Below are 21593 nucleotides of genomic sequence, written 5' to 3' on the forward strand. Positions count from 1 at the left end.
ACTTGTAGTACTAGAGCATAATTTTGGGAGAGTACTATGAGTGGTAATTTAGTTGTTATAGGTGCCTCTGGTGCTATAGGTAGTGCGGTAACCAAGAGATTAAGTCAATTATATCCAAATGCTAATATTTATGCTTTTTCGCGTGCTAAAGTAGTTGATTGTGTAGAAGGTGTAGTTTATGAACAGATTGATTATACTGATGAATCAACAATCGAAAAAGCAGCAAAATATGTTTATGATAAATCAGGTTCTATTAATCTGGTATTTGTTGCTACTGGCATATTACACACTCAAGATATAAAACCAGAGAAGTCGCTAAAAGAACTATTGGCAGATAAATTTATTGAGCTTTTTAAAGCAAATACAATTTTCCCTGCTCTTGTTGCAAAACATTTTATCCCAAAACTAGCCAAAGATACCAAATCTATATTTGCAGCTATTTCTGCAAGAGTTGGTAGTATATCTGATAATCAGCTTGGTGGTTGGTATGCTTATAGAGCTTCAAAGGCTGCTTTAAATATGTTTATCAAAACAGCAAGTATTGAAGCTAAGCGTTTAAATCCAAGTGCTGTGATAGTAGGGCTTCATCCAGGGACTGTCGATAGTTATCTTTCTGAACCTTTCCAAGCTAGGGTACCTGAGGGTAAGCTTTTCAGACCAGAGTATTCAGCTAGTAAGCTAATTGAAGTTTTAGATAGTTTGAAAGCAGATGATAGTGGTAAATGTTTTGCATGGGATGGTGAAGAAATTGCTCCATAATTATAAATTTTTAGGTTTTATTTATGAATGATAGAAATATAACAACTAGTGAAATTATAGAAATGGCATGGTGTGATAAAACATCATTTGATGCAATAAAAAATATAACAGGGTTATCAGAACCTCAGGTTATAAAGATTATGCGAAATAATCTTAAGCCGAGTAGCTTTAGGCTTTGGCGAAAAAGAGTAACCGGAAGAGTTGCAAAACATCAAAAAAGGTTAAATCATACAAATGCAAGTGGTTTGGTTTAAGCGTGATTTACGCATAAATGATAACTTAGCCTTATCTTTAGCATCTGAAAAAGGAGATGTTTTACCTCTATACATAATTGAGCCTGAGCTTTGGCAACAGCCAGATATGAGCTATAGGCAATATTTGTTTTTATCAGAGTGTCTAGAAGAGCTAAATACTGGGCTCACAAAATTGGGGCAATCTTTAATTATAATGGTTGGCGATGCTGTAGAGATTTTTGAACAGCTAATACAAAAATATTCTGTTAAGAATATCTGGTCACATCAAGAAACATGGAATAACTGGACATATCAGCGTGATATTAAGCTTGAGAAGTTTTTTAAACAAAATAATATTACATGGCATCAACCATATCAAAATGGTGTAGTTCGTTGTTTAGCTGATAGAGATAAATGGGCTTTGCTATGGCATAAACGTATGAGTGAAAAGCTTATCAAAGCACCTACTGAACTTAAATTTATTTGTGAAAATCAAACTAAAATACCTACTGCTGAGAGCCTTGGTTTAGAGTATGATAACTCCTATAAAAGACAAAAAGGTGGTCGTATTCGTGCGCTTAGAATTCTTGATAGTTTCTTGTATGAAAGAGGTTGTGGTTATACCAAAGAAATGTCCTCACCTGTGACAGCTTTTAAAAGTTGTTCAAGACTATCTCCATATATAGCTTTTGGAGTTATATCGATAAAAGAAGTATATCAAGTTGCTAATCAGCGTAAAAATGAAATCAAAGATAGCAGTATAAAAAATAAAACAAAATGGCTAAGCGCAATGCGATCATTTTTATCGCGTCTGCGTTGGCATTGTCACTTTATGCAAAAGTTAGAGGATCAACCAAGTATTGAGTATAAAAACCTACATCCAGCTTATAATCAACTACGTAAAGAACCAATAAATAAACAATATTTTGAAGCATGGAAAACTGGTAATACCGGTTATCCGATGATAGATGCATGTATGCGAGCCTTGATTGCAACAGGGTGGTTAAATTTTCGGATGCGAGCGATGCTTATGAGTTTCGCAAGTTATCATTTGTGGTTAGATTGGCATATCACATCATTGTATTTAGCAAGATTATTTACTGACTATGAGCCAGGTATTCATTACTCACAGGTACAAATGCAATCTGGAACTACAGGTATAAATAGTATCCGTATTTATAATCCTATTAAGCAGAGTATTGATCAAGATCCTAATGGTGAATTCATTAGAAGATGGGTACCTGAGCTAGAAAATGTAACTGATGAAAATATTCATACACCATGGCTAGAAAAACATAATGCTGTAGATTATCCAGATCCAATTGTTGATGAGAAACAGGCACGGAAATTTGCTGCGGATAATGTTTATAAGATTAGAAAAAACTCAAAAAATAGTCAAGAAACTAAAAATATTGTCAAAAAACATGCTAGTAGGAAAAAGCCTAGAAAAATAAAATCTACTCAACACAAGGTGGAGAGTATACAAGGAGAATTATTCTAATGAGGACTTTACGATTAATTCTAGGAGATCAACTGTCACAGAGTATCTCTAGCTTGAAAGATTGTTATAAAGCAAATGATATTGTAATGATGTGTGAGGTAATGCAAGAGGCTAGTTATGTTAAGCATCATAAAAAGAAGCTTGTATATGTTTTCTCAGCAATGCGCCATTTTGCACTTAAGTTACATAAATTAGGCTATAAAGTTTGTTATACAAAACTAGATGATCCAAAAAATACCGGTTCATTTTATTCAGAAATACAGCGAGTTGTTGAAAAGCTTGGCATACAAAAGCTTATTATCACTGAGCCAGGCGAGTATCGCGTATTAAAAGATATCCAAAGTTGGCAAAAAGATTTTTCAATAGATGTTGAGATACGCACAGATGACAGATTTTTAGCTACAATTGAAGAGTTTACAAATTGGGCAAAAGGCTATAAACAATTACGCATGGAATATTTCTATCGTTATATGCGTACTAAAAATAATATTTTGCTTGATAGTGATGGCAAGCCAGAAGGTGGACAGTGGAATTATGATAGTCAAAACCGTAAAACACCAAGTACTAATACTAAAGTTCCAGAATCATATAAAAGTACAGCAGATGATATAACTAAGCGTGTAATTGATCTGGTTGAGAAAACTTTCAGTAATAATTTTGGTGATATTGAGCCATTTAATTATGCAGTTACTCGAGAAGAAGCTCTCAAAGCATTGGACTTATTCATTAAAGAAAGGCTTGGTAGTTTTGGTGACTATCAAGATGCTATGCTTGAGGGGCAAGCATGGATGTATCATTCACATATTTCTATGTATATCAATAGTGGCTTACTGCTACCTTTAGAATGTATCAAAGCTGCGGAAAGCGCATATTATAATGGCAATGCTCCTTTAAATGCTGTTGAGGGCTTTATCCGTCAGATTCTTGGTTGGCGAGAGTTTGTGCGTGGAGTTTATTGGTTGAAAATGCCAGATTATCGCGATATGAATTATCTTGAAGCTACACGTAAGCTACCTAATTTCTACTGGGATGCTGATACCAAAATGAATTGTCTGCATCAATGTATCAAAGAAACTAAACAGAATGCCTATGCTCATCATATTCAAAGACTTATGGTTTTGGGTAATTTTGCATTATTAGCTGGGATTGATCCTAAGTATGTCAATGAGTGGTATTTGTTGGTATATGCCGATGCTTATGAGTGGGTCGAGCTACCAAATGTATCAGGAATGGTGCTTTTTGCTGATGGTGGACATTTGGCAAGTAAGCCTTATGCTGCAAGTGGTAGCTATATCAAAAAGATGTCTAATTACTGTGATAATTGTGGTTATAAAGTCAGTAAGAAAAATGGAGATGATGCTTGTCCATTTAATTACTTATATTGGGACTTTTTAGCGAGAAATAACACAAAGCTAGCTAATAATCCACGCTTAGCAATGATATATAAATCTTATGAAAAGATGACTGATGAGAAGAAAGAACTAATTAGGCAAGATAGTAAAAAATTTCTTGAGGATTTGCGAATATGAAAAAACAGCATCTCCCGACAAAAAATTGTATCGTTTGTGGTCTGCCATTTACTTGGCGTAAGAAGTGGGCAAAAGTATGGGATGAGGTAAAATACTGTTCTGAAAGATGTCGTAGATCAAAAAATAAAAAGTAGCTATTAAAAAAATATCTAGTCAAAGTTTTTCAAGCTTATTTCTTATCTTATATGTTATAAAAGATGAAAATCTATTCTTATATTTAATTTTTTATGTAAAATAGTTCAAAAAAATTTACTTAAGAATGATGAAAATGAACTTTATCCAAAAATATTTTGCAATTATAGTGATAGCGGGAGTTGTTTTAGCAATTTCAATACCTTCTGTATTTATACCATTAAAGCCTTATATTACTTATTTATTGGCTGCTATTATGTTGATTATAGGGCTGCATTTACAAGCAAAAGACTTTGTGAAGGTAGCTAATCTCAAGGGAAAGCTACTCGTTATATTGGTGCTGAAATTAACAGTTACATCAATAGCGGCCTATATAATTGGTAAGTTCTTTGGTTTAGATTTAACAGCGTTGATAGGTTTAGTTATTGTTGGGGCCTGCCCTGGAGGTACAGCTTCTGGGGTTATGGCTTTATTAGCTAGAGCAAATATATCATTGGTTGTCAGTTTAACTTTTTTGACTACTTTATTAGCACCAATATTTATGCCATTAATCATTTATTTTTTCTTTGCAAAGAGTATTAAGTTGGATTGGTTTGGTATGTTTGAAACTATGGCAATAATAGTTATTGTACCTATAGTTTTAGGAATTTTAATTAGTAAATTTACCAAGCTAAATGATTCAACTTTAAAGAAAATCTCTAATATTCCGATACTTTTGATTATGTTGATAGTAATGGTCGTAACAGCTTTAAACAAAGATACTATGATGCTTGTACCAACCGATATTATTCTAAGCGTTATAATACTTAGTATATTTGCTAATATTTTTGGTTATTTAATAGGCAGAGTTTTAGGTCTAGATATTGATAGTAGGCTAGCGTTATTATTTGAGTTTAGTATATTAGATGTTGGTTTAGGAATTGTGATAGCTTTAGCTTTCTTTGGTAATCAAGCAGCAATTGCTGCAACTTTTTATGCAATTTGGCAGAATATTATTGGACCTATAATTGTTAACTTTGTAAATATATGTCGCAATGCTAAATTGAAATCTTCTTGAAATATTATTGACAAAAAAGTCTAAATTAGAATAAAATATCTAAAAAATAATTTTGGTTATAAAAATGAGGCCGGAATTAAAAACATTTATAAATGTCGCAGATGCTATAAGTAAGCTTTTACATCCTTTTGCAGAAGTAGTAATTCATGATTTATCTAAGAACAAGATAGTAGCGATTTTTAATCCTATTTCTAAAAGAGAGATCGGAGATATATCATATTTAGACCATATGGATTTAGATGCCTATGATGATTTTGTAATAGGACCATATGATAAGGTAAATTATGATGGTCGTAAGATGAAGTGTATTGTTACTGTAATCAAAGATTCAACTGATAATGCCGTTGGAACATTATGTATAAATTTAGATGTTTCTGTATTTGATAGATATCAAAACTTAATAAATGTGTTTCTAAATAATAACAATATGCAAATATCGCAGCAGCAACAGAGCCTTTTTAGAGATACTTTTTATGAAAAAATTAACAATTTTGTTCAGAGATATTGTATAGATAATAATTTATCAATTGATAATCTAACTAGGGATCAAAAGAAAAATTTGATTTTGGAACTTAAACAACAGGGCGCGCTAGATGCTAAGAATGCTAGTAAATATATTGCAAATGCACTAAGTATTAGTCGCGCAACAGTCTATAACTATCTTAAATAAAATAACTTTAAAAAGGAAAAAATATGCTAATTATATTTGGGGCAATAGTTGGTTTTGTAGCTAGTTTTATTTCTACGCTACTTGGTGGTGGTGCAGGTTTAATAGCTGTACCGGCATTCTATTTTATAATTGTACATACTTATGGGGCGGACTTTGCTATGCAAATAGCTATAGCAACTTGTTGTGGGATGTCTATATTTTTAAGTTCAATAGCAACATACAAACACTATCGTAAGGGTAATATACACTTAGGAGAATTAAAGTATTATTTAGTATATTTATCTATAGGGGCGCTAGTAGGCTCAATAGTCGCAAAATATATAAATACAGATCTATTAAAAATAGTCTTTGCAATATTGTTGTTTGGTAGTGGTATCTGGATGATATTGCATAATGATAATAAGGCTGTCAAATTACCTAGAAGTGCTAGATATAGTATTTTTAGTTTTTGTGGTGTTTTGAGTGTTTTGGCAAGTTCGACAACATTTGCAACAATGTTTTTTATAAAGATTGGTATAGATATCAAAAAGGCTATAGCCATAACTAGTGTCTGTGTACTTATAAACTCATCAATAGCAGCATTTGTACTTACTTATGGGATTAGTATTAATGTACCATCAACTCTTGGCTACCTAAATATTCCATTGCTGGTATCATCGGGTATATTTGCATTACCTGGTAGCCTTATGGCAGTTAATTATTTAGGGATAATTTCACCAAAGCTTTTAAAGAGCTTATTTATAATTTTGATGTTTGTCTCTGGTGGAGTAATGATTATCTAAAAGTTGAAAATATAAGCTTTTACTGTATACTTAATATTTCTTTGGAGAGGTGTCCGAGTGGTTGAAGGAGCACGCCTGGAAAGCGTGTATAGCTTAACGGCTATCGAGAGTTCGAATCTCTTCCTCTCCGCCATAGTCTAATTTCAACTAGATTTAACCAATATCAAAAATCAAATAAAATCAATAAAACAAAGCCTTTCATAGTATCAAACGTTATCAACTAACATCAACTAAGCACTTGCTAAAACGTATCATAAGTTGAGCGATGCGATAATTTTAAATTAGGGATAAAATAGGGTGGCTAAAACCTATATAGTAAAAAAATATAGAACTTTTAAAGCTATTATAGATTGTCAGATGACCAAGGCAAATTGGTCGTACGGGTCAAGGATTGCAAACTACAAGTAAATAAAGATAAAAACAATTGCTACAAAAAAGCATTGAGGGTTTTAGAACTCTTTCTTTAGATATTGCTTATATTTGAAAAAAACATTATAGAATAACTTAATTTATATAAAAGCTAGCGTTTACAGAGACAAAATACTCAGATAATTTAACCTTTTTATATAGCAATTTCTTATATAAACTCCTAGACATATTTTATTTAGTTATAAAGGCTAAAATAATGCGTTTATTAATTACAACTTTATCATTGATTCCAAGTATCATACTAGCTGCTCCTCAGTCATATAATTCAAAAGATAAATTTATAAACGAAGAAATCAAAAAACATTATCTAAAATTTAGCACTTTTACTTATCCAGGATTATATCAAGATAAACTCAAAAATGATTTACCTGATGATATTCGGGAAATTGGACTTTTGGTTCGCAAAAACTTTATTCACCGTACAACTCTTGCAGCTGGAAATACTGGCACTAACGCTGATTTAAAGTTCGGCAATATGCAAAAAGTCCCATGGTGGAGACAACCAGAGGATGATATCTTAGTGACTGCTGGCGCTATGCTCACCGAACTGTATCGACGTAATAATAGTGGATTTGTAGAGGATCGCGAACCAAAAGATAAATTAGTTTTAACTTGTCGTTTTGTTTCAATAATGGTCGCAAGTATTTTGAAGTCAAAAGGAATTCCAGCGCGAGTTCGCGCCGGTCACGCTGCATATTTTGATATGGGTGAACTTGGAAATGTAAGCACTGATCATTGGATAAATCAGTATTGGAACGAACAAGAAAATCGCTGGATAACGATTGATGTAGACGGTAGTTTTAGTTTGAATGAGAATTTTGATCCATACGATATACCAGAGAGGAAATTTGATTTTCCTGCTGATGCTTGGCTTGGCATTCGTGCTGGGAAACTTGATCCGCAGCATTTTTATAATGCTAAGCCAGAAAGAGGAGCTATTGTTGTGTTGTGGTCGTTGTTTTATGACTTTCATGCATTGATGAATAACGAAATTATTTATACCTATGGACCAGCTGGTGGATATGGTGGCTATGATAAGTTTAATAGTCTAACTAAAGATGAGTTTGAAAAAATTGATAACCTTGCTCACCTTATGCAAAATCCTGATGAAAATTTTGATGAGTTAGTCAAAATTTGGGAAACTGAAAAAGATTTTAGATTACTAACTGGTGGATTATTATAAAATAGCTATCCAGTTTAATTGGTATCAAATTTGGTTGCAGAAACCAATCGCGCACAATCAATTTACTATTTTTGCCTAAAAAAGTTTGAACTTTGACTAAAAAAACACTGCCATTTTTATTATATTTTGTCTATTGTATTTTACTAATAAATCTAAAAGGCTATAAATATATGATAATTCCCATAATAGTTTTGATAGGTGTTTTTATACTTATTGCGATTAGACAAATTGGTAATATAAAACTTCAAATCTGGCAAATAATGCTTTTAGGCGCAATTATCGTTTTAATCACACGACAAATTTCTGTTGCTGATGCTTTAAAGTCGATAAATTTAGATGTGATGATGTTTTTATTTAGTATGTTTGTGATTGGTGTGGCGCTTGAAGAGAGTGGCTATCTTAGTTTTTTATCTTATAAGATATTTAAAAGAGCAAAAAATATAAATCAATTATTATTATATATTTTGTTTGGAGCAGGATTAGCTTCTGCAGTTGTCATGAATGATACTTTAGCTATTATTGGTACGCCTATGCTTTTATTAGTTGCGAGAAAATATGCTATTAATCCAAAAGTACTTTTATTGACATTAGCATTTGCCGTGACAATAGGTAGTGTGATGAGTCCTCTTGGTAATCCACAAAATTTCCTTATTGCGACACAAGCTGGTTTAGATAATTCATTTATAACTTTTTTTCGCTATTTGTTTATTCCAACACTGATAAATTTGTTTGCCGCATTCCTACTAATAAAAATTTTCTACAAAAAACAACTTAATAATGATTATCAACTTAATAATCATACATATGAATCAATAAAAGATCCGTACTTAGCATTATTAGTTAAAGTGTCTTTGGCTATATTGCTGTGCTTAATACTTATCAAAATTATTTTGGCATTTTTGCATCTTCAAATACAAATTAAACTGGTTTATATAACTGTTATTGCAGCCTTACCAATTTTGTTTTTTAGTAAAAGTAGACTTAGGATAATAACTAAAGTAGATTGGCATAGTTTAATTTTCTTTGCGGCAATGTTTATATTAATGGCAAGTGTATGGCAAAGTGGATTTTTCCAATTAGTTATAAATAACCTTGATATAAACCTTATCTCGATCCCAGTTATATTAGTGGTCAGTGTTGTGCTTAGTCAGTTAATTTCCAATGTACCATTAGTAGCTATTTATTTACCACTACTTAGTCATTTGGGCGCAACTGACAAAGAGATTATGGTGTTAGCAGCCGCTAGTACTATAGCTGGTAACTTACTGATACTTGGAGCTGCAAGTAATATCATCATAATCCATAATGCAGAAAAAAAAGCAGCTATAACAATAACTTTCTTAGAATTTGCTAAAATTGGTATCCCGATGACAATAATCAATATTTTTATCTATTGGATATTTTTAGCGTGATTATCTATAAAATTATTTTGATAGACGCTTTTTCAGAGAGATAGCTGCTATTGCTAGGCTAATCCATGCAAGCATTAAAATGGTTCCACCTATAGGAGCAAGTTTCATAAGACTTTGTATATTGCAAATTATAGAGATATAGATACTAAAACTAAAAAGTACTGTACCAACGATAAAAAGCAAACTACTTAATTTAAGCATTAAGCTTTGAGTTAGATGTTTACTACTTATTAGAGCTAGTCCTATACCACTAATTATAATTGCATAGATTTGATTATAGCGTAGAGCGGTCATGATAAAATTAAAATGCTCGGCTGAGATTTGTGATTTCAGACCATGCTCAGCATAAGCTCCAAAAGCTACTGATATAAAACCTAAGATTGCACCAATTATTAAGTTCATTTATTTTTTCCTATTTAAACTATTTTATCTTACAGTGATCTAAACGATTAAAACGCCATTTTGCAAATAGACTATATATAATTTTAGCAAAATTGTATATCAGTGGTAATTTAACAATAGTTGCTAATTTTCGCCATCTATTAAGCTGGCTCCATATTATTATAAATGCATCGATTCCTATATGTAATTTATCATTATTATCTTTTACATGGAGTGCTTTTAGACATGAGATAACATCTAGATTTTCTTTTGCAATAATTGATTGATCTATTTCTGTTATATCAATCCAGCTAAAAATATTCTTTGGAGCTATCTTTTTGTAGTGGTTTATTTCTTTAGTGCAAAGACCACATTTACCATCATAGAAAACTTTTATCATAAAAATTCCTTGATTATGTATATTGTATCACTACCATAATAAAAATTACCAAGCCAATCCAATGATTAGCAGAAAAAGCATTTATACAATTAGTGATGCCTAATTTTTTATATAAAAAATAATTTCTAATGAAAAATAAACCGCAAATAATAACACCTAAATAAAAAAAGCTATTAAAATCACAATAAATACCAAGAATTATTAAAAGAAGCAAAGATAAGAAGTTAAATAATAAAATATATCTAAATACTTTATTACCAAATAAAACAGCAGATGACTTTATACCGATTTCTAGGTCAAACTCTCTATCAGCTAGTGCATAGATAGTATCGTAAGCTATAGTCCAGCATATTGTTGATAGATAAAATATCCACGCTTCGACTGGTATTTGGTTTTGTATTGCAGAAAAAGCCATAAAAATACCAAAATTAAATGCTAAGCCGAGTATAAGTTGCGGTATTGCAAAAAATCGTTTACAAAACGGATATAGTATTGCTAAAAATAGTGCTACAAATGATAATAAGATCGTGTATAAGTTCAAAAATAATACACATATAAAAGCAACTAATGTAAGAAAAATACAAAGCCAAATAGCATTTTTAATACTTAATTGTCCACTTGTTAAAGGTCGAGTATTTGTGCGAGCTACATGTTTGTCAAAATCTATGTCAGCTATATCATTAACAATACAACCTATAGTACGCATCACTATTACACCGATAGTGAAAATAACTAGATACATAATATCTGGCATACTATGACTTGCCAAAACTAATGCAGTAAGAGTAGGCCAAAGAATCAATAATATTGGAATGGGACGATGTAATCTCATTAGCATAAAATATGCATTTAATTTCTCTTTATTAAGCATCATATTGTTCCGGTAAAATTAGAAAATATTCTGTAATCAAAAATTTAAGTTCTGAGTTATCTTTATATTTAAATATTGAGCTACGTGAGAATATTTTACCAGTTGTGTTTCTACCAGTTTCCTTATAAAAATCTTCAGCAGTTAGTTCACGAATTATAAATTCATCTCTGACAAATTTAGCTTTATCAAAGAGTAAATTGTCACCAATAGGTTTAGTACCAAGGTTATCTAGTTCTTTAGTAAAATGTTTATAAGTATTATCAGGAATAATTGTCCTAGCAAAAACTAAGGTTTGGTTGATACTTGAGAGAGTAATTTGTCTTACTAGTGCTGTTTGAGTTGCTAAGAGAGATTGCTCAAGAGAATTTACATCAGTAAATTTTTGAGAAATTTTATCTAGCTGAATTTCTCCATAAAATTTGGATAAACTCGTAACTAGGTTTTTAGCATCATTAAGCCAATATCTTTGCTGTTTGATTAGGTTTTCTTTGTTAATAATATTCATATATCAGAAATACCCTAAAGTTAAGGTTTCTTATTTTAATTTCGATTTGTATAATTATACACTCATAAGGCTATGAAATTAATTAAAAGGATTCTAAAATGCGTCCAAGTGGTAGAAATAATGATCAACTACGTAATCTAAAAGTTACCCATAATTTTACAAAACATGCCGAGGGCTCTGTCCTCATTGAATTTGGGGATACTAAAGTTATCTGTACAGCTTCTGTAGTAGCAGGTGTGCCAAAATTTAAAAAAGATAGTGGAGAAGGTTGGTTAACAGCAGAATATGGCATGTTACCGCGTTCAACTCATACGCGTATGGATAGGGAGGCAGCACGTGGTAAGCAATCTGGAAGAACTCAAGAAATTCAGCGCCTGATAGGTAGAGCATTGCGTGCTAGTGTTGATCTTACAGCTATCGGAGAAAATACTATTAAGGTTGATTGTGATGTGATTCAAGCTGATGGTGGTACGCGTACTGCATCGATCACCGGCGCATCATTAGCCATAGCTGATGCTATAGAATATATGAAACAAAATGGTATGTTAGATGAGCAGGCAAATCCACTATTATCACAAGTGGCAGCAATATCTGTAGGTATTTATAATAACGAGCCAGTACTTGACCTTGATTATGATGAAGATTCAAACGCAGAAACTGATATGAATGTTGTGATGAATTCAAATGGCGGTATAATCGAGATTCAAGGCACTGCTGAGGGCAAAGACTTCTCTGAAGAAGAGTTTGCAAAAATGCTTGGTCTTGCTAAAAAAGGTATCAAAGAGATTTTTGCAACAGTATTCTAGTCTACAAAATTGCAATCAAAAAACACTTACTTTTACTAATACTAATTTAAAAGCTACAGGTTATTTATAAAAGAATTAATTTTTACAAGTAGTTCAAAATCTTTTGATTTTAATTCAAATAAAAAATCTTGTAATGGTTCACTCTTGGCAAACAATAGTCTTTGCTCTATTTGTTTGATTTGCTCTTCGAGAGTTTTTCTTTGTTGATAAAGCTCACGAAGTTCTTTATTAGTATTTTTAAAAAAGTTTTGGATATTATCTTCTGTTTTTGCTTGTAGTTTAGTTTTTAGATTAACACTTAGGCTAGATACTCTAGTTGTAGATGGTTTTTTTCTATCGCCTAATGATAGTTTTTTACGTGGTTGTTGTTCTGACATTTATTTACTTCTTTCGTAGTTAGTTAATGTTTGTTGTTTAGGATTATATGGTTTTGAGTAAAAATTCCTAGTTATTATAGTATATTTAAATTAGAAATAGTAGTTTAAACAATTTTTCCGGGAGTGATTTTTAAAGAATTTAGATCAATAAGCGCACCGTAGCTTTCATCTCTACCAGCTTCTCGTATTGAAAGTTTCGAAGATTCTGCATTTTCAACATTGCTCAGATCTATACTTATTTTTTGCCATTCTTGTGAGAAATTATTGTGTGTATAAATTAGTTGATCGCCTAGATAGACTTCAAAGTTACTTGAGTCATCTCCAGTTCTTGGATAATAGTCAAAATTAAGTGACATATCTTTGAAATTATGGGATGCTAAATCATGTGATAATTCGACGATTTCATTTGTATCACCATCTAACTCTACAACATTATCACGGCGGTCAGATATTCTGTCAAAGTTATTCCAAAGCTCAATTTCCTCATCACCACCAGAGACTGTCCAATCACCGAGGAATGGATGATCTTTATGAATTTTGCCCCAATCATTATTAGCTACAGGATTATTGTTTAGATCGAAATTTTCTTCGGCACTAATCATATTATTATCCTTTAGGATTCTAAAGAAAATACTTGAGCCTAAGATGCAATGATTAGGTATACTTGATTCTGATAAGCCATCACCATAAACGATACAACGCCAGCGTACAGAATCAGGATCTACTGCTTCTGGTCGTATCATAACCTCAGCATTACCTTTAATAATATTAGCTCCTGATTCACCAATATTTTTTGTAACTGCACCATAATCATTAACCGTAGAATTATCGAAGTTTAGGTAAAAATCCTTACCATCTTTTTTTAGATCATACACTTGACGTGCATGTGCAGTTACTAAAGATACTTGGTTAGCTATCTTTGTTCTAGTCGCATAGTTTGAATAGGTAGACGTTACAAACACTGCTAAAATACTAATTATAGTCAAAGTTATGACTAGTTCTGAGATTGTCATTCCTTTAATTTTTTGTAAAAACTTTGAATGTTTTTTAATCATATCTAAACCTATTTCTTAGCTATTTAATTATAGCCTATTTCTTTACTAATAGTAGGCTAAACCAAGTATTAAAAGGTTTTTAATTGATGATAAATTGGCTGGATTATCTAAGTTTTACACCGATTGAGGCAAGTCTTTTTTCGATAGATGGGTGAGTAGAAAATAAATCAGACATATCACCACTGCTGATTCCAGCACTAAGTGGATCAAAAATATACGATGCTCGACGTAAATTTTCATTTTTATTATGCTTGTAGCTGTATTGAGCTTCTGCAGATTTACTATCATTTGCAATTTTTATCAACGCATTTGCCATTGGCATGTTAGTACGCATTAGCTCAACAGCTCCGGCATCGGCCATATATTCTCGCGTACGGCTTAAGAATAGCATCATAAATATCGTAAATATTTGTAACACATATCTTAAGATCATTATGATGATAAAAAATGCAGCAGCATTATTATTACGGTTGTTATTATTATTGTTATTACTATTGCTTGAGAAAAGTGCTGAATAAAATAAAAAGTCCATAATAATAAGCATCATATTAGATAAAACCATAGTAAATAAATTTAACTTGATATCTTGGTTTCTAATATGCGTTAACTCATGTGCCATAACTGCTTGTAGTTCATCACGATTAAGCGCGTTTGCAAGTTTTGTGGTGATAGCCACCATTGCTGATTTTTCAGAATATCCTGATGCAAAAGCATTCATATAATTAGCATCAATAAGAAATACTCTAGGCATATATCGCATACCAGCAGCAACTTTCATCTCTTCGACAACATTATAGACACGGCGAGCTAATGGATCTTGGTTATCTGCAGTAATTTGCTGATATTCTGTGCCAGAGAGCATGATCTTATCATACATACTAAACGTAACAAATACCCAAATTACTGCAGCAGCAGAGATTATCATAGTTGCATAAGGAGGTATTTGGAATGTTGCTAATGAGTAAAATACTTTTGATATAGGTAATTCAATACCGTATCTATTGTAGTAAGCATTTGCAAATTCACTATAGCGCCATATTGTATCAACAAAGATTCCTAATAAGAAAAATACTATAAGGAATGTTGTAATTACAAAATAAGTGCGATAAGTGTTCTTACGCACAACTTCGCGCCAATTTACAGAGCCATATTCTAGATTATCAGCAGCTGCCATTTTTTATAGTTCCACTCTTGAATCTTCTAGTTGTTGTTTTTTCTCTTCAGAAATATTCCAGTAAACAAAGTCTTCATTAAGCTTTTTAAATATACTAACCACAATTCCAGCAAAAAAAGACTTCTTATGTGCGTTATACCTTTCTATTGAATCATTAAGAGCTTGTTTAGCGAAAGCAAGCTTGTTCTCAGTGGAAGTGATTTCTTCTTGAAGCTGAATTACATTTTGGTTAGCTTTTAATTCTGGATAATTTTCAAACTGTACATTTATTCCTTTAGCAAGATCAGAAATCTTATTTTCGGCATTTATTCTTTCTTGGATATCGCCGTTTTCTTTGGCAAGGTTAGCTTGATTTCTTAGTGCTACTACTTGTTTTAGAGTTGTTTGCTCATAATCCATGTATTTTTTAACAACGTTAACTAATGAGTCAAATACCTTAGCACGTCGATCTAGTTGTACATCTATTTGTTTTTCAGAGTTTTTAACAGTTTCAATTTCTGCAATTAACTTATTATATGTTATAACTACATACACAGCTATCACAGCTACTATTATGAGTAGAATTATCCCTATAGACATTTTATCTCCTTAGATTTAGATTTAATTGTCTACATATAAAGATGGCGTTAAATACCAAAAATTTCAAGCCTTATATTCTTAGCTATTTAAAATCTTTCTCTATAAAATCACAGAATGCTTGTGTTAGAGCAGTATGATATTTCTTTTTATGTAATAATTTGTAAAAATTTCTCGTTAGATCAAGATCTTTTGTCTCAAGAATATTATATTTAGTAGCATCTAATCCTTGGGTAGTAATTACCTCAGATATGCAGGCTAAGCAATCACTGTAGGTAATATATTGTTTTATCGCTTCTGAGCTGCGTAAAGTAATTGCTTTTTTAATACTAGAAATCTTATCTCCTAAAGCATTGAAAAATATTTCAAATGTACCAGATCCTTGTTCTCGTATAGCCCATTCATATTCTAGCAAATCTTTTATTTTTAGATTTTTTTTGTCAGCTAATGGATGATTAGCGCGACAAACTATTTTTAAGTTGTCTTTTGTCCATAAAGTTGTAGCTATCATCTGACTATTACACTCACCTTCAACAAAACCAACATCACATTTTAGTGATTCAACACTATTGATAATCTCTTTAGTATTACCAGAGATAATCTCAAAATCGGTATCTGGATGAAGTTTCCTAAACATAGCAATATATTTAGGTAAAATATAGTTTGCTATTGTAGTACTTGCACCAATAACTATTTTTCCAGATAATTGCGAACTATTAAGACTTAATGATTCAAACTCTTCAATTTCATCTAGGATTTTAATAGCTTTAGCCAAGAGGCTTTTACCATTTGCGTTTAACTTCATGCGTTTGCCAACTCTATCAAACAGAGTAGTATCAAGCATATTTTCAAGCTGTGATAAGGACATACTAGCTGCAGCCTGAGAGATGAAACATTTTTCAGCACCTGCACTAATCGATTCAGATTTTGCAGTATTTACAAACACTTGAAGCTGTTTTAGAGTAATACGCATTATTTATATTTTAGTAAAGCTTATATCATGTGATTCTATTATAAGATTTTCTGATATTCAATATTACTAATATTTATTTAAACACTTATCAAATACTTGGCTATAATAGTCTCTAGGCAAAATAATCAATAAGTTTGTATGAAAAACCTCATAAAATATAAATGGGCTGTAGTTGGTGCCGGTCCTGCTGGTATGACTGTTGTTGGTCAGCTTTTGGATAATGGTATAAAAGCAAGAGATATACTTTGGTTAGATCCGAGTTTCAATGTGGGTGATTTTGGCAGTAAGTGGGGTGAGGTCAGTAGTAACACAACTGTAGAGTTGTTTCTTAGATTCCTAAATGATATACAAGCTTTTGAATATGCAAAAAAAGCATACAAATTCGCTATTGATGACTACGCTAAACAAGGATTTACGCAATTAAAAGATGTCAGCGAACCATTACAATGGATCACAAAAAATCTATTACAAAAGGTTGATTATAGTTTCGACACTATTAGCGATATGAAAATAGCTCAAGGTGTTTGGAATTTATACGGTACGAGAGAGAACTATATTGCTGAGAAAGTTGTTCTAGCTACAGGTTCTTTAGCAAAATCTTTAAATATCCATAACTTTGAGATTACCAAAGAAATACACCTTGCTAAGGCTTTAGCACCTTCTAAGCTAAAAAATGAGCTTCACAAAGGTGATAACGTTGCAGTTTTTGGCTCATCTCATTCAGCAATGATAATTATTAGAAACTTGCTTGAACTTGGAGTTGAGGATATTGCAAATTTCTATCAACAGCCTTTAAGATATGCTGTTAATATGGGTGATTGGATCTTGTATGATAACTCTGGCTTAAAGGGTGAGACAGCTAAATGGGTTAGAGAGAATATCTCTCAAAATCTTGATAGTCGAGTTAAAAGATATTTATCAACGGATGAAGAAATAAATAAACATCTACATAAGTATACTAAAGTTATCTACGCAGTAGGTTTTGAACAACGAGTGCCTAGTGTTGAGGGTATCGATGTGAGAATATATGATCCTACTACTGGTATTATCGCTCCAGGGCTTTTTGGTGCAGGTATAGCTTTTCCACGTAGGGTTACTGATCCTAATGGTAATGTTGAGCTAAATGTTGGTTTATTTAAATTTATGAGAGATATTAGACATTTTCTACCATTATGGTTAAAGTATGATATCTAAGCTATTTCAGTAGTCGCAGCGAGTTTATTATCACAATTAAAGTAGCTCCCATATCAGCAGCTATTGCCATCCACAAAGTAGCTAAATCAAGCATAGCTAAAGATATAAAAATAGCTTTTATAGCTATAGCAAAGCTTATATTTTGTTTTATTATTGACAATGTTCTCTTTGAATGTTTGATAAGCCAACTAAGCTTTGAGATGTCATCTGTCATCAAAGCAATATCTGCTGTCTCTATCGCGATATCGTTGCCAATTGCAGCCATTGCAATTCCCAAGTTAGCTGTTGCTAGAGCTGGGGCATCGTTAATACCATCACCAACCATCGCAACGCTAGCATAGTTATTAACTAACTCTTCAATCTTAGTAACTTTATCTTGTGGTAGTAGTTCAGCATAAAAACTATCAATTCCAGCTTGTTTTGCAATAGACTTTGCAGTTGCAGTATTATCACCTGTAAGCATGATTGTTTGCTTAACCCCAAGGTTTTTTAGCTGTTTTAGGCAGTCGTTAACGTTAGTTTTTATCTTATCTTGTATGGCTATAATACCAATTATGTCCTTACTATTTCCTACAAATATAAGTGTCAAACCATTATTTCCGAGTTCGGTAGCTTTTTGATGTAAGAGACTATTATTACAAAGCTGTTTTTCATGAGCAAAAACATGATTACCAAGCCAAAAAGTATTATTATTAATCTCTCCAATTACGCCTTTACCACTGATAACTTGAGTATTGCTAGCTTGAGTGAATACTATACTATTGTTATTAGCATAATCTAAAATAGCCTTAGCTATTGGATGATCAACTGTACTTTCAAGACTTGCTGCTATAGTGATCAAATATTGTTTAGAAAAATTCTCAGCTACGAGTATCTCAGTAATCGTAGGCTGTCCTAAAGTCAAGGTACCAGTTTTATCAAACGCAATAGCTTTAAGTGTTGCTGGTATTTCTATAAACTCCCCACCTTTTATTAAAATACCATTTCTAGCAGCTTTTGCTAGGCTTGAAACTATCGAAATTGGTGTTGATATTACTAATGCGCAAGGACAAGCTATAACAAGTATAACTAATGCTTGATATATCCATTTAAGCCAAGCTTGCCCGAGTAATAAAGGTGGCAAGATCGCTATTAGTAGAGCTAAAGCTATCATTGTAGGGGTATAAATTCGTGCGAATTTGTCAACCCATTTTTCTGCTTTAGAGCGTTTTGCTTGCGCGTGTTCAATAGCTTGGATTATTTTTGCAACTGATGAATTATCGACAGTTTTTGTTGTTTTTATTTCAATAGTAGAGCTACCATTTATACTCCCAGCAAAAACTTCATCATTGATTGTTTTCTCAACTGGAATTGATTCACCAGTGATAGGTGCTTGATTGATGTAACCGCTACCTTTGATAATAACTCCATCTAGAGCTATTCTTTGTCCTGGTTTTATCAATACTCTTTTGCCTATATTTATTTCTGCTATGGGTTTTTCTTCAAATTGTTTATCATGACAACAGTAAACTAACGCTTTATCTGGAGTTAGTTGCATAAGCTTAGTGATAGCTGAACGAGCATTATTGACACTCCAAGACTCAAGTAAAAGTGAAAAAGCAAATAAAAAACTCACCACAGCTGCCTCAAGATGTTGACCGATAATTATCGCGCCAACTATAGCAATTAGCATTAATAGATTCATATCAGCACTAAATCTCTTAAGCGATGCTAGAGCCTTAGGCACAACAAACCAACTGCCAAATAATATAGCTAACAAATAAGATATTTGTGAAATCAAGGGAGTTAGCTGTGTAGAGCTATCATTAGCAATAAATGCATCTATAAATCCAACGGTTAAAGCATGATAAACATAGCCAAAAACAATAAAGATACCGCTGATTATCGTTGTAATTAATCTTGAATATTTACTGTAAAAATTAGTATCGTGATTTTTTGAAATATATTGATCCCACGTCGATGCTTTTAACCCTGATTTGTTTATCAAAGCAATAATTTCTTTTGTAGAGATATTGCTAGAGCTGATTGAAAGTTTGCCATTAAGTAGATCAAACTGCATATGCTCTTCAGCAACTTTTTTATTTAATGCTTTTTTAATGATATTAACTTCTTCGATACAATCTAAACCATATATTTTAAAATTTAGATATTGTTGTGTATTACTCATAGGATATTCTCCTTTGCATGTATCTCTGGTAGATGTTCAAGTTCTTGAGCTATTAGCTGTTTTACGAGTTTTTGATCAGACTGAATAATTTCATCATCTGCAAGAATATCAAAAAGCCAGTTTAGCTGCTGCTGGTAAGCAGAATTAAAATAAAAGTAATGAAATCTACCTTGTTTACGCTTATGAATAAATCCATTGCGCCTAAGTATATCTAGGTGTTTAGATAGGGTTGAGTTAGCAAGTTTAAAAATATGTGCTAAATGACAAAGGCATAACTGGTGTTGATAGATTACCATTAGAATTCTAATCCTAGTTTCATCTCCCAAAGCTTTTTGGAAGTCAACGATGTTGGCTAATTTCATTCTTATAACTATATTTCGCTAAATAACGAAATAATATAATCAAAAAGTTTAAAAAGCAAATTTAATATAGCAGGTTCTAATTTCTTTTTCCGTAAACGATGCTAAAATCTCTCAAATTTGAGATTTAAGGAATTTAGTTGAGATGTTCAAAAGAATAATTTTAGGCTTAATAATTTTTATTTTTGCGATAAGTTTGAATTATAGCTATGGAGAATATGCTAATAAAACTTATATACAAAATGTTGTAAAAACATTTAACTTATCAACTGATAAAAATATAAAAATATTAGATATAAAAGGCTATCAACAAACTACGGATTATACTTGTGGACCATCTGCTGTTATGAGTTTACTTAACTATTATGGAGTTATCAAAGATTCACAGATGAACCATCAAACTGAGTTAGAGATAGCCAAACAAATGAGTACAAATGATGACTATGGCACTACAATGCAACAAATTGCGAAATGGCTTAGAAACCATGGTTTTGAAGTAAAATATGCAACAGATGGTGATATTAAATTACTTTATCAAAATATAGATAAAGGAGTACCTATATTAGTAAACTGGATCGATTGGGGAGGACATTGGACTTTAGTATCTGGCTATCAAAAACTAGGTAAGACAGTTGATGATGATAAAGATATGTTATTTATGATTGATCCAGCAGCACATTTTAATAATGTTAGGAGTGTTTATGGCCTAAGTGCAATTAATCCAGATAGATTTCAGTATATGTGGCAAGACTCTAAAGGAGTGAAAGGCATATATATCATAGCATATCCTAAAAAGTAAGTTATCATATATTATGCTGCTAAGGTCAATACAGGCTCAGGGAATGATTGGCTAGATAGACTATTTATTGGGTGTAAACTATAGCTAAATCCAGTTGTAGTAATACTAAGAGTTATTAATGCTATTGATATAATTTTTTTCATTTTGTTCTACTTAAAAATATTTAAAATAATCGATATGGCTATTATTACATTTGCATTATGTATAGTTAAATATATTGATTTTATTACATTTATAAGTAAAAGTTATATTAAAGAGGTGTTTACACT

Annotated in this window: 25 protein-coding genes and 1 tRNA gene; 14 read left to right on the forward strand and 12 right to left on the reverse strand. The window is 31.9% G+C overall.

The features are described from left to right. Positions 1-36: 36 nt before the first annotated feature. From FSC454_RS01730 to FSC454_RS01780, 11 genes are all read left to right on the forward strand, one after another. Positions 37-759: an SDR family NAD(P)-dependent oxidoreductase gene (locus tag FSC454_RS01730; protein WP_066045696.1), complete on the forward strand. Its 723-nt coding sequence runs from the start codon at positions 37-39 to the stop codon at positions 757-759. A 23-nt stretch (positions 760-782) separates the two neighbouring features. Further along, positions 783-1013 carry a TIGR03643 family protein gene (locus tag FSC454_RS01735; protein ID WP_014547656.1) on the forward strand — a complete coding sequence of 77 codons (231 nt, stop codon included), beginning with the start codon at positions 783-785 and terminating at the stop codon, positions 1011-1013. Further along, positions 994-2493, forward strand: a complete 1500-nt coding sequence (locus FSC454_RS01740) for an FAD-binding domain-containing protein (protein WP_066045692.1) — start codon at positions 994-996, stop codon at positions 2491-2493. Before FSC454_RS01735 ends, FSC454_RS01740 begins: the two co-directional genes overlap by 20 nt. Further along, positions 2493-4022 carry a cryptochrome/photolyase family protein gene (locus FSC454_RS01745; RefSeq protein WP_066045690.1) on the forward strand — a complete coding sequence of 510 codons (1530 nt, stop codon included), beginning with the start codon at positions 2493-2495 and terminating at the stop codon, positions 4020-4022. The genes FSC454_RS01740 and FSC454_RS01745 overlap by 1 nt, the downstream gene beginning before the upstream one ends. Beyond that, positions 4019-4156 (forward strand): DUF2256 domain-containing protein, encoded by a 138-nt coding sequence (locus tag FSC454_RS01750; RefSeq protein WP_014547659.1) that lies wholly within the window; start codon positions 4019-4021, stop codon positions 4154-4156. Before FSC454_RS01745 ends, FSC454_RS01750 begins: the two co-directional genes overlap by 4 nt. Before the next feature lie 125 nt (positions 4157-4281). Continuing rightward, positions 4282-5211: a bile acid:sodium symporter family protein gene (locus tag FSC454_RS01755; protein ID WP_080555306.1), complete on the forward strand. Its 930-nt coding sequence runs from the start codon at positions 4282-4284 to the stop codon at positions 5209-5211. Between the two features lie 46 nt (positions 5212-5257). Further along, on the forward strand, positions 5258-5881 hold the full coding sequence (locus tag FSC454_RS01760) for a helix-turn-helix transcriptional regulator (protein ID WP_066045687.1): 624 nt from the start codon (positions 5258-5260) through the stop codon (positions 5879-5881). Positions 5882-5904: 23 nt separating this feature from the next. Further along, the gene (locus FSC454_RS01765; protein WP_066045684.1) at positions 5905-6663 is read left to right on the forward strand and encodes a sulfite exporter TauE/SafE family protein; all 759 of its coding nucleotides are present in this window, start codon (positions 5905-5907) and stop codon (positions 6661-6663) included. 43 nt (positions 6664-6706) lie between these two features. Next, positions 6707-6796: transfer RNA gene (locus tag FSC454_RS01770), tRNA-Ser, on the forward strand. A 492-nt stretch (positions 6797-7288) separates the two neighbouring features. Next, complete coding sequence (locus FSC454_RS01775) at positions 7289-8275, forward strand: transglutaminase-like domain-containing protein (RefSeq protein WP_066045681.1); 987 nt, start codon at positions 7289-7291, stop codon at positions 8273-8275. A 170-nt stretch (positions 8276-8445) separates the two neighbouring features. Continuing rightward, on the forward strand, positions 8446-9687 hold the full coding sequence (locus tag FSC454_RS01780) for an ArsB/NhaD family transporter (RefSeq protein ID WP_066045677.1): 1242 nt from the start codon (positions 8446-8448) through the stop codon (positions 9685-9687). A 12-nt stretch (positions 9688-9699) separates the two neighbouring features. Here the strand turns inward: FSC454_RS01780 and FSC454_RS01785 are convergent, their stop codons facing one another. The 4 genes from FSC454_RS01785 to FSC454_RS01800 are packed head-to-tail and all read right to left on the reverse strand — an operon-like array spanning position 9700 to position 11844. Beyond that, positions 9700-10089: a DUF423 domain-containing protein gene (locus FSC454_RS01785; RefSeq protein ID WP_066045674.1), complete on the reverse strand. Its 390-nt coding sequence runs from the start codon at positions 10087-10089 to the stop codon at positions 9700-9702. A gap of 19 nt (positions 10090-10108) precedes the next feature. Then, the gene (locus FSC454_RS01790) at positions 10109-10468 is read right to left on the reverse strand and encodes a thiol-disulfide oxidoreductase DCC family protein (protein WP_066045671.1); all 360 of its coding nucleotides are present in this window, start codon (positions 10466-10468) and stop codon (positions 10109-10111) included. A gap of 13 nt (positions 10469-10481) precedes the next feature. Continuing rightward, on the reverse strand, positions 10482-11339 hold the full coding sequence (gene ubiA, locus FSC454_RS01795; protein WP_066045668.1) for a 4-hydroxybenzoate octaprenyltransferase: 858 nt from the start codon (positions 11337-11339) through the stop codon (positions 10482-10484). Beyond that, a complete protein-coding gene (locus tag FSC454_RS01800) occupies positions 11332-11844 on the reverse strand; it encodes a chorismate--pyruvate lyase family protein (protein ID WP_066045666.1) in 513 nt (170 codons plus the stop codon). Before FSC454_RS01800 ends, ubiA begins: the two co-directional genes overlap by 8 nt. 98 nt (positions 11845-11942) lie before the next feature. Between FSC454_RS01800 and rph the strand changes: the two genes are divergently transcribed. Further along, on the forward strand, positions 11943-12650 hold the full coding sequence (gene rph, locus FSC454_RS01805; protein ID WP_003020838.1) for a ribonuclease PH: 708 nt from the start codon (positions 11943-11945) through the stop codon (positions 12648-12650). Between the two features lie 53 nt (positions 12651-12703). Here the strand turns inward: rph and FSC454_RS01810 are convergent, their stop codons facing one another. The 5 genes from FSC454_RS01810 to FSC454_RS01835 form a co-directional block, all read right to left on the reverse strand. After that, positions 12704-13027 (reverse strand): hypothetical protein, encoded by a 324-nt coding sequence (locus tag FSC454_RS01810; RefSeq protein WP_003014552.1) that lies wholly within the window; start codon positions 13025-13027, stop codon positions 12704-12706. A gap of 104 nt (positions 13028-13131) precedes the next feature. Beyond that, entirely contained in the window at positions 13132-14082 is a 951-nt protein-coding gene (locus tag FSC454_RS10170; protein WP_156470869.1) for a type IV pilin protein, read from the reverse strand. 103 nt (positions 14083-14185) lie between these two features. Then, positions 14186-15256: a zinc metalloprotease HtpX gene (gene htpX / locus FSC454_RS01825; protein WP_066045663.1), complete on the reverse strand. Its 1071-nt coding sequence runs from the start codon at positions 15254-15256 to the stop codon at positions 14186-14188. A 3-nt stretch (positions 15257-15259) separates the two neighbouring features. Then, complete coding sequence (locus FSC454_RS01830) at positions 15260-15835, reverse strand: LemA family protein (protein ID WP_066045659.1); 576 nt, start codon at positions 15833-15835, stop codon at positions 15260-15262. 82 nt (positions 15836-15917) lie between these two features. Continuing rightward, on the reverse strand, positions 15918-16805 hold the full coding sequence (locus FSC454_RS01835) for a LysR substrate-binding domain-containing protein (RefSeq protein ID WP_066045655.1): 888 nt from the start codon (positions 16803-16805) through the stop codon (positions 15918-15920). Positions 16806-16943: 138 nt separating this feature from the next. On the opposite strand from FSC454_RS01835, the gene FSC454_RS01840 reads away from it, so the two are divergent. Further along, a complete protein-coding gene (locus FSC454_RS01840) occupies positions 16944-17999 on the forward strand; it encodes an FAD-dependent oxidoreductase (RefSeq protein ID WP_066045652.1) in 1056 nt (351 codons plus the stop codon). A 1-nt stretch (position 18000) separates the two neighbouring features. Here FSC454_RS01840 and FSC454_RS01845 read toward each other — a convergent pair whose 3' ends face one another. Continuing rightward, positions 18001-20166 carry a heavy metal translocating P-type ATPase gene (locus FSC454_RS01845; protein ID WP_066045649.1) on the reverse strand — a complete coding sequence of 722 codons (2166 nt, stop codon included), beginning with the start codon at positions 20164-20166 and terminating at the stop codon, positions 18001-18003. Beyond that, entirely contained in the window at positions 20163-20528 is a 366-nt protein-coding gene (locus tag FSC454_RS01850; RefSeq protein ID WP_003026546.1) for an ArsR/SmtB family transcription factor, read from the reverse strand. The genes FSC454_RS01845 and FSC454_RS01850 overlap by 4 nt, the downstream gene beginning before the upstream one ends. Before the next feature lie 142 nt (positions 20529-20670). On the opposite strand from FSC454_RS01850, the gene FSC454_RS01855 reads away from it, so the two are divergent. Next, complete coding sequence (locus tag FSC454_RS01855) at positions 20671-21324, forward strand: C39 family peptidase (RefSeq protein WP_066045646.1); 654 nt, start codon at positions 20671-20673, stop codon at positions 21322-21324. 11 nt (positions 21325-21335) lie between these two features. Here the strand turns inward: FSC454_RS01855 and FSC454_RS10085 are convergent, their stop codons facing one another. After that, complete coding sequence (locus FSC454_RS10085; RefSeq protein WP_156470868.1) at positions 21336-21467, reverse strand: hypothetical protein; 132 nt, start codon at positions 21465-21467, stop codon at positions 21336-21338. Between the last annotated feature and the right edge of the window lie 126 nt (positions 21468-21593).

The organism is Francisella hispaniensis FSC454 (assembly GCF_001885235.1).
Classification (GTDB): Bacteria; Pseudomonadota; Gammaproteobacteria; order Francisellales; family Francisellaceae; genus Francisella; species Francisella hispaniensis.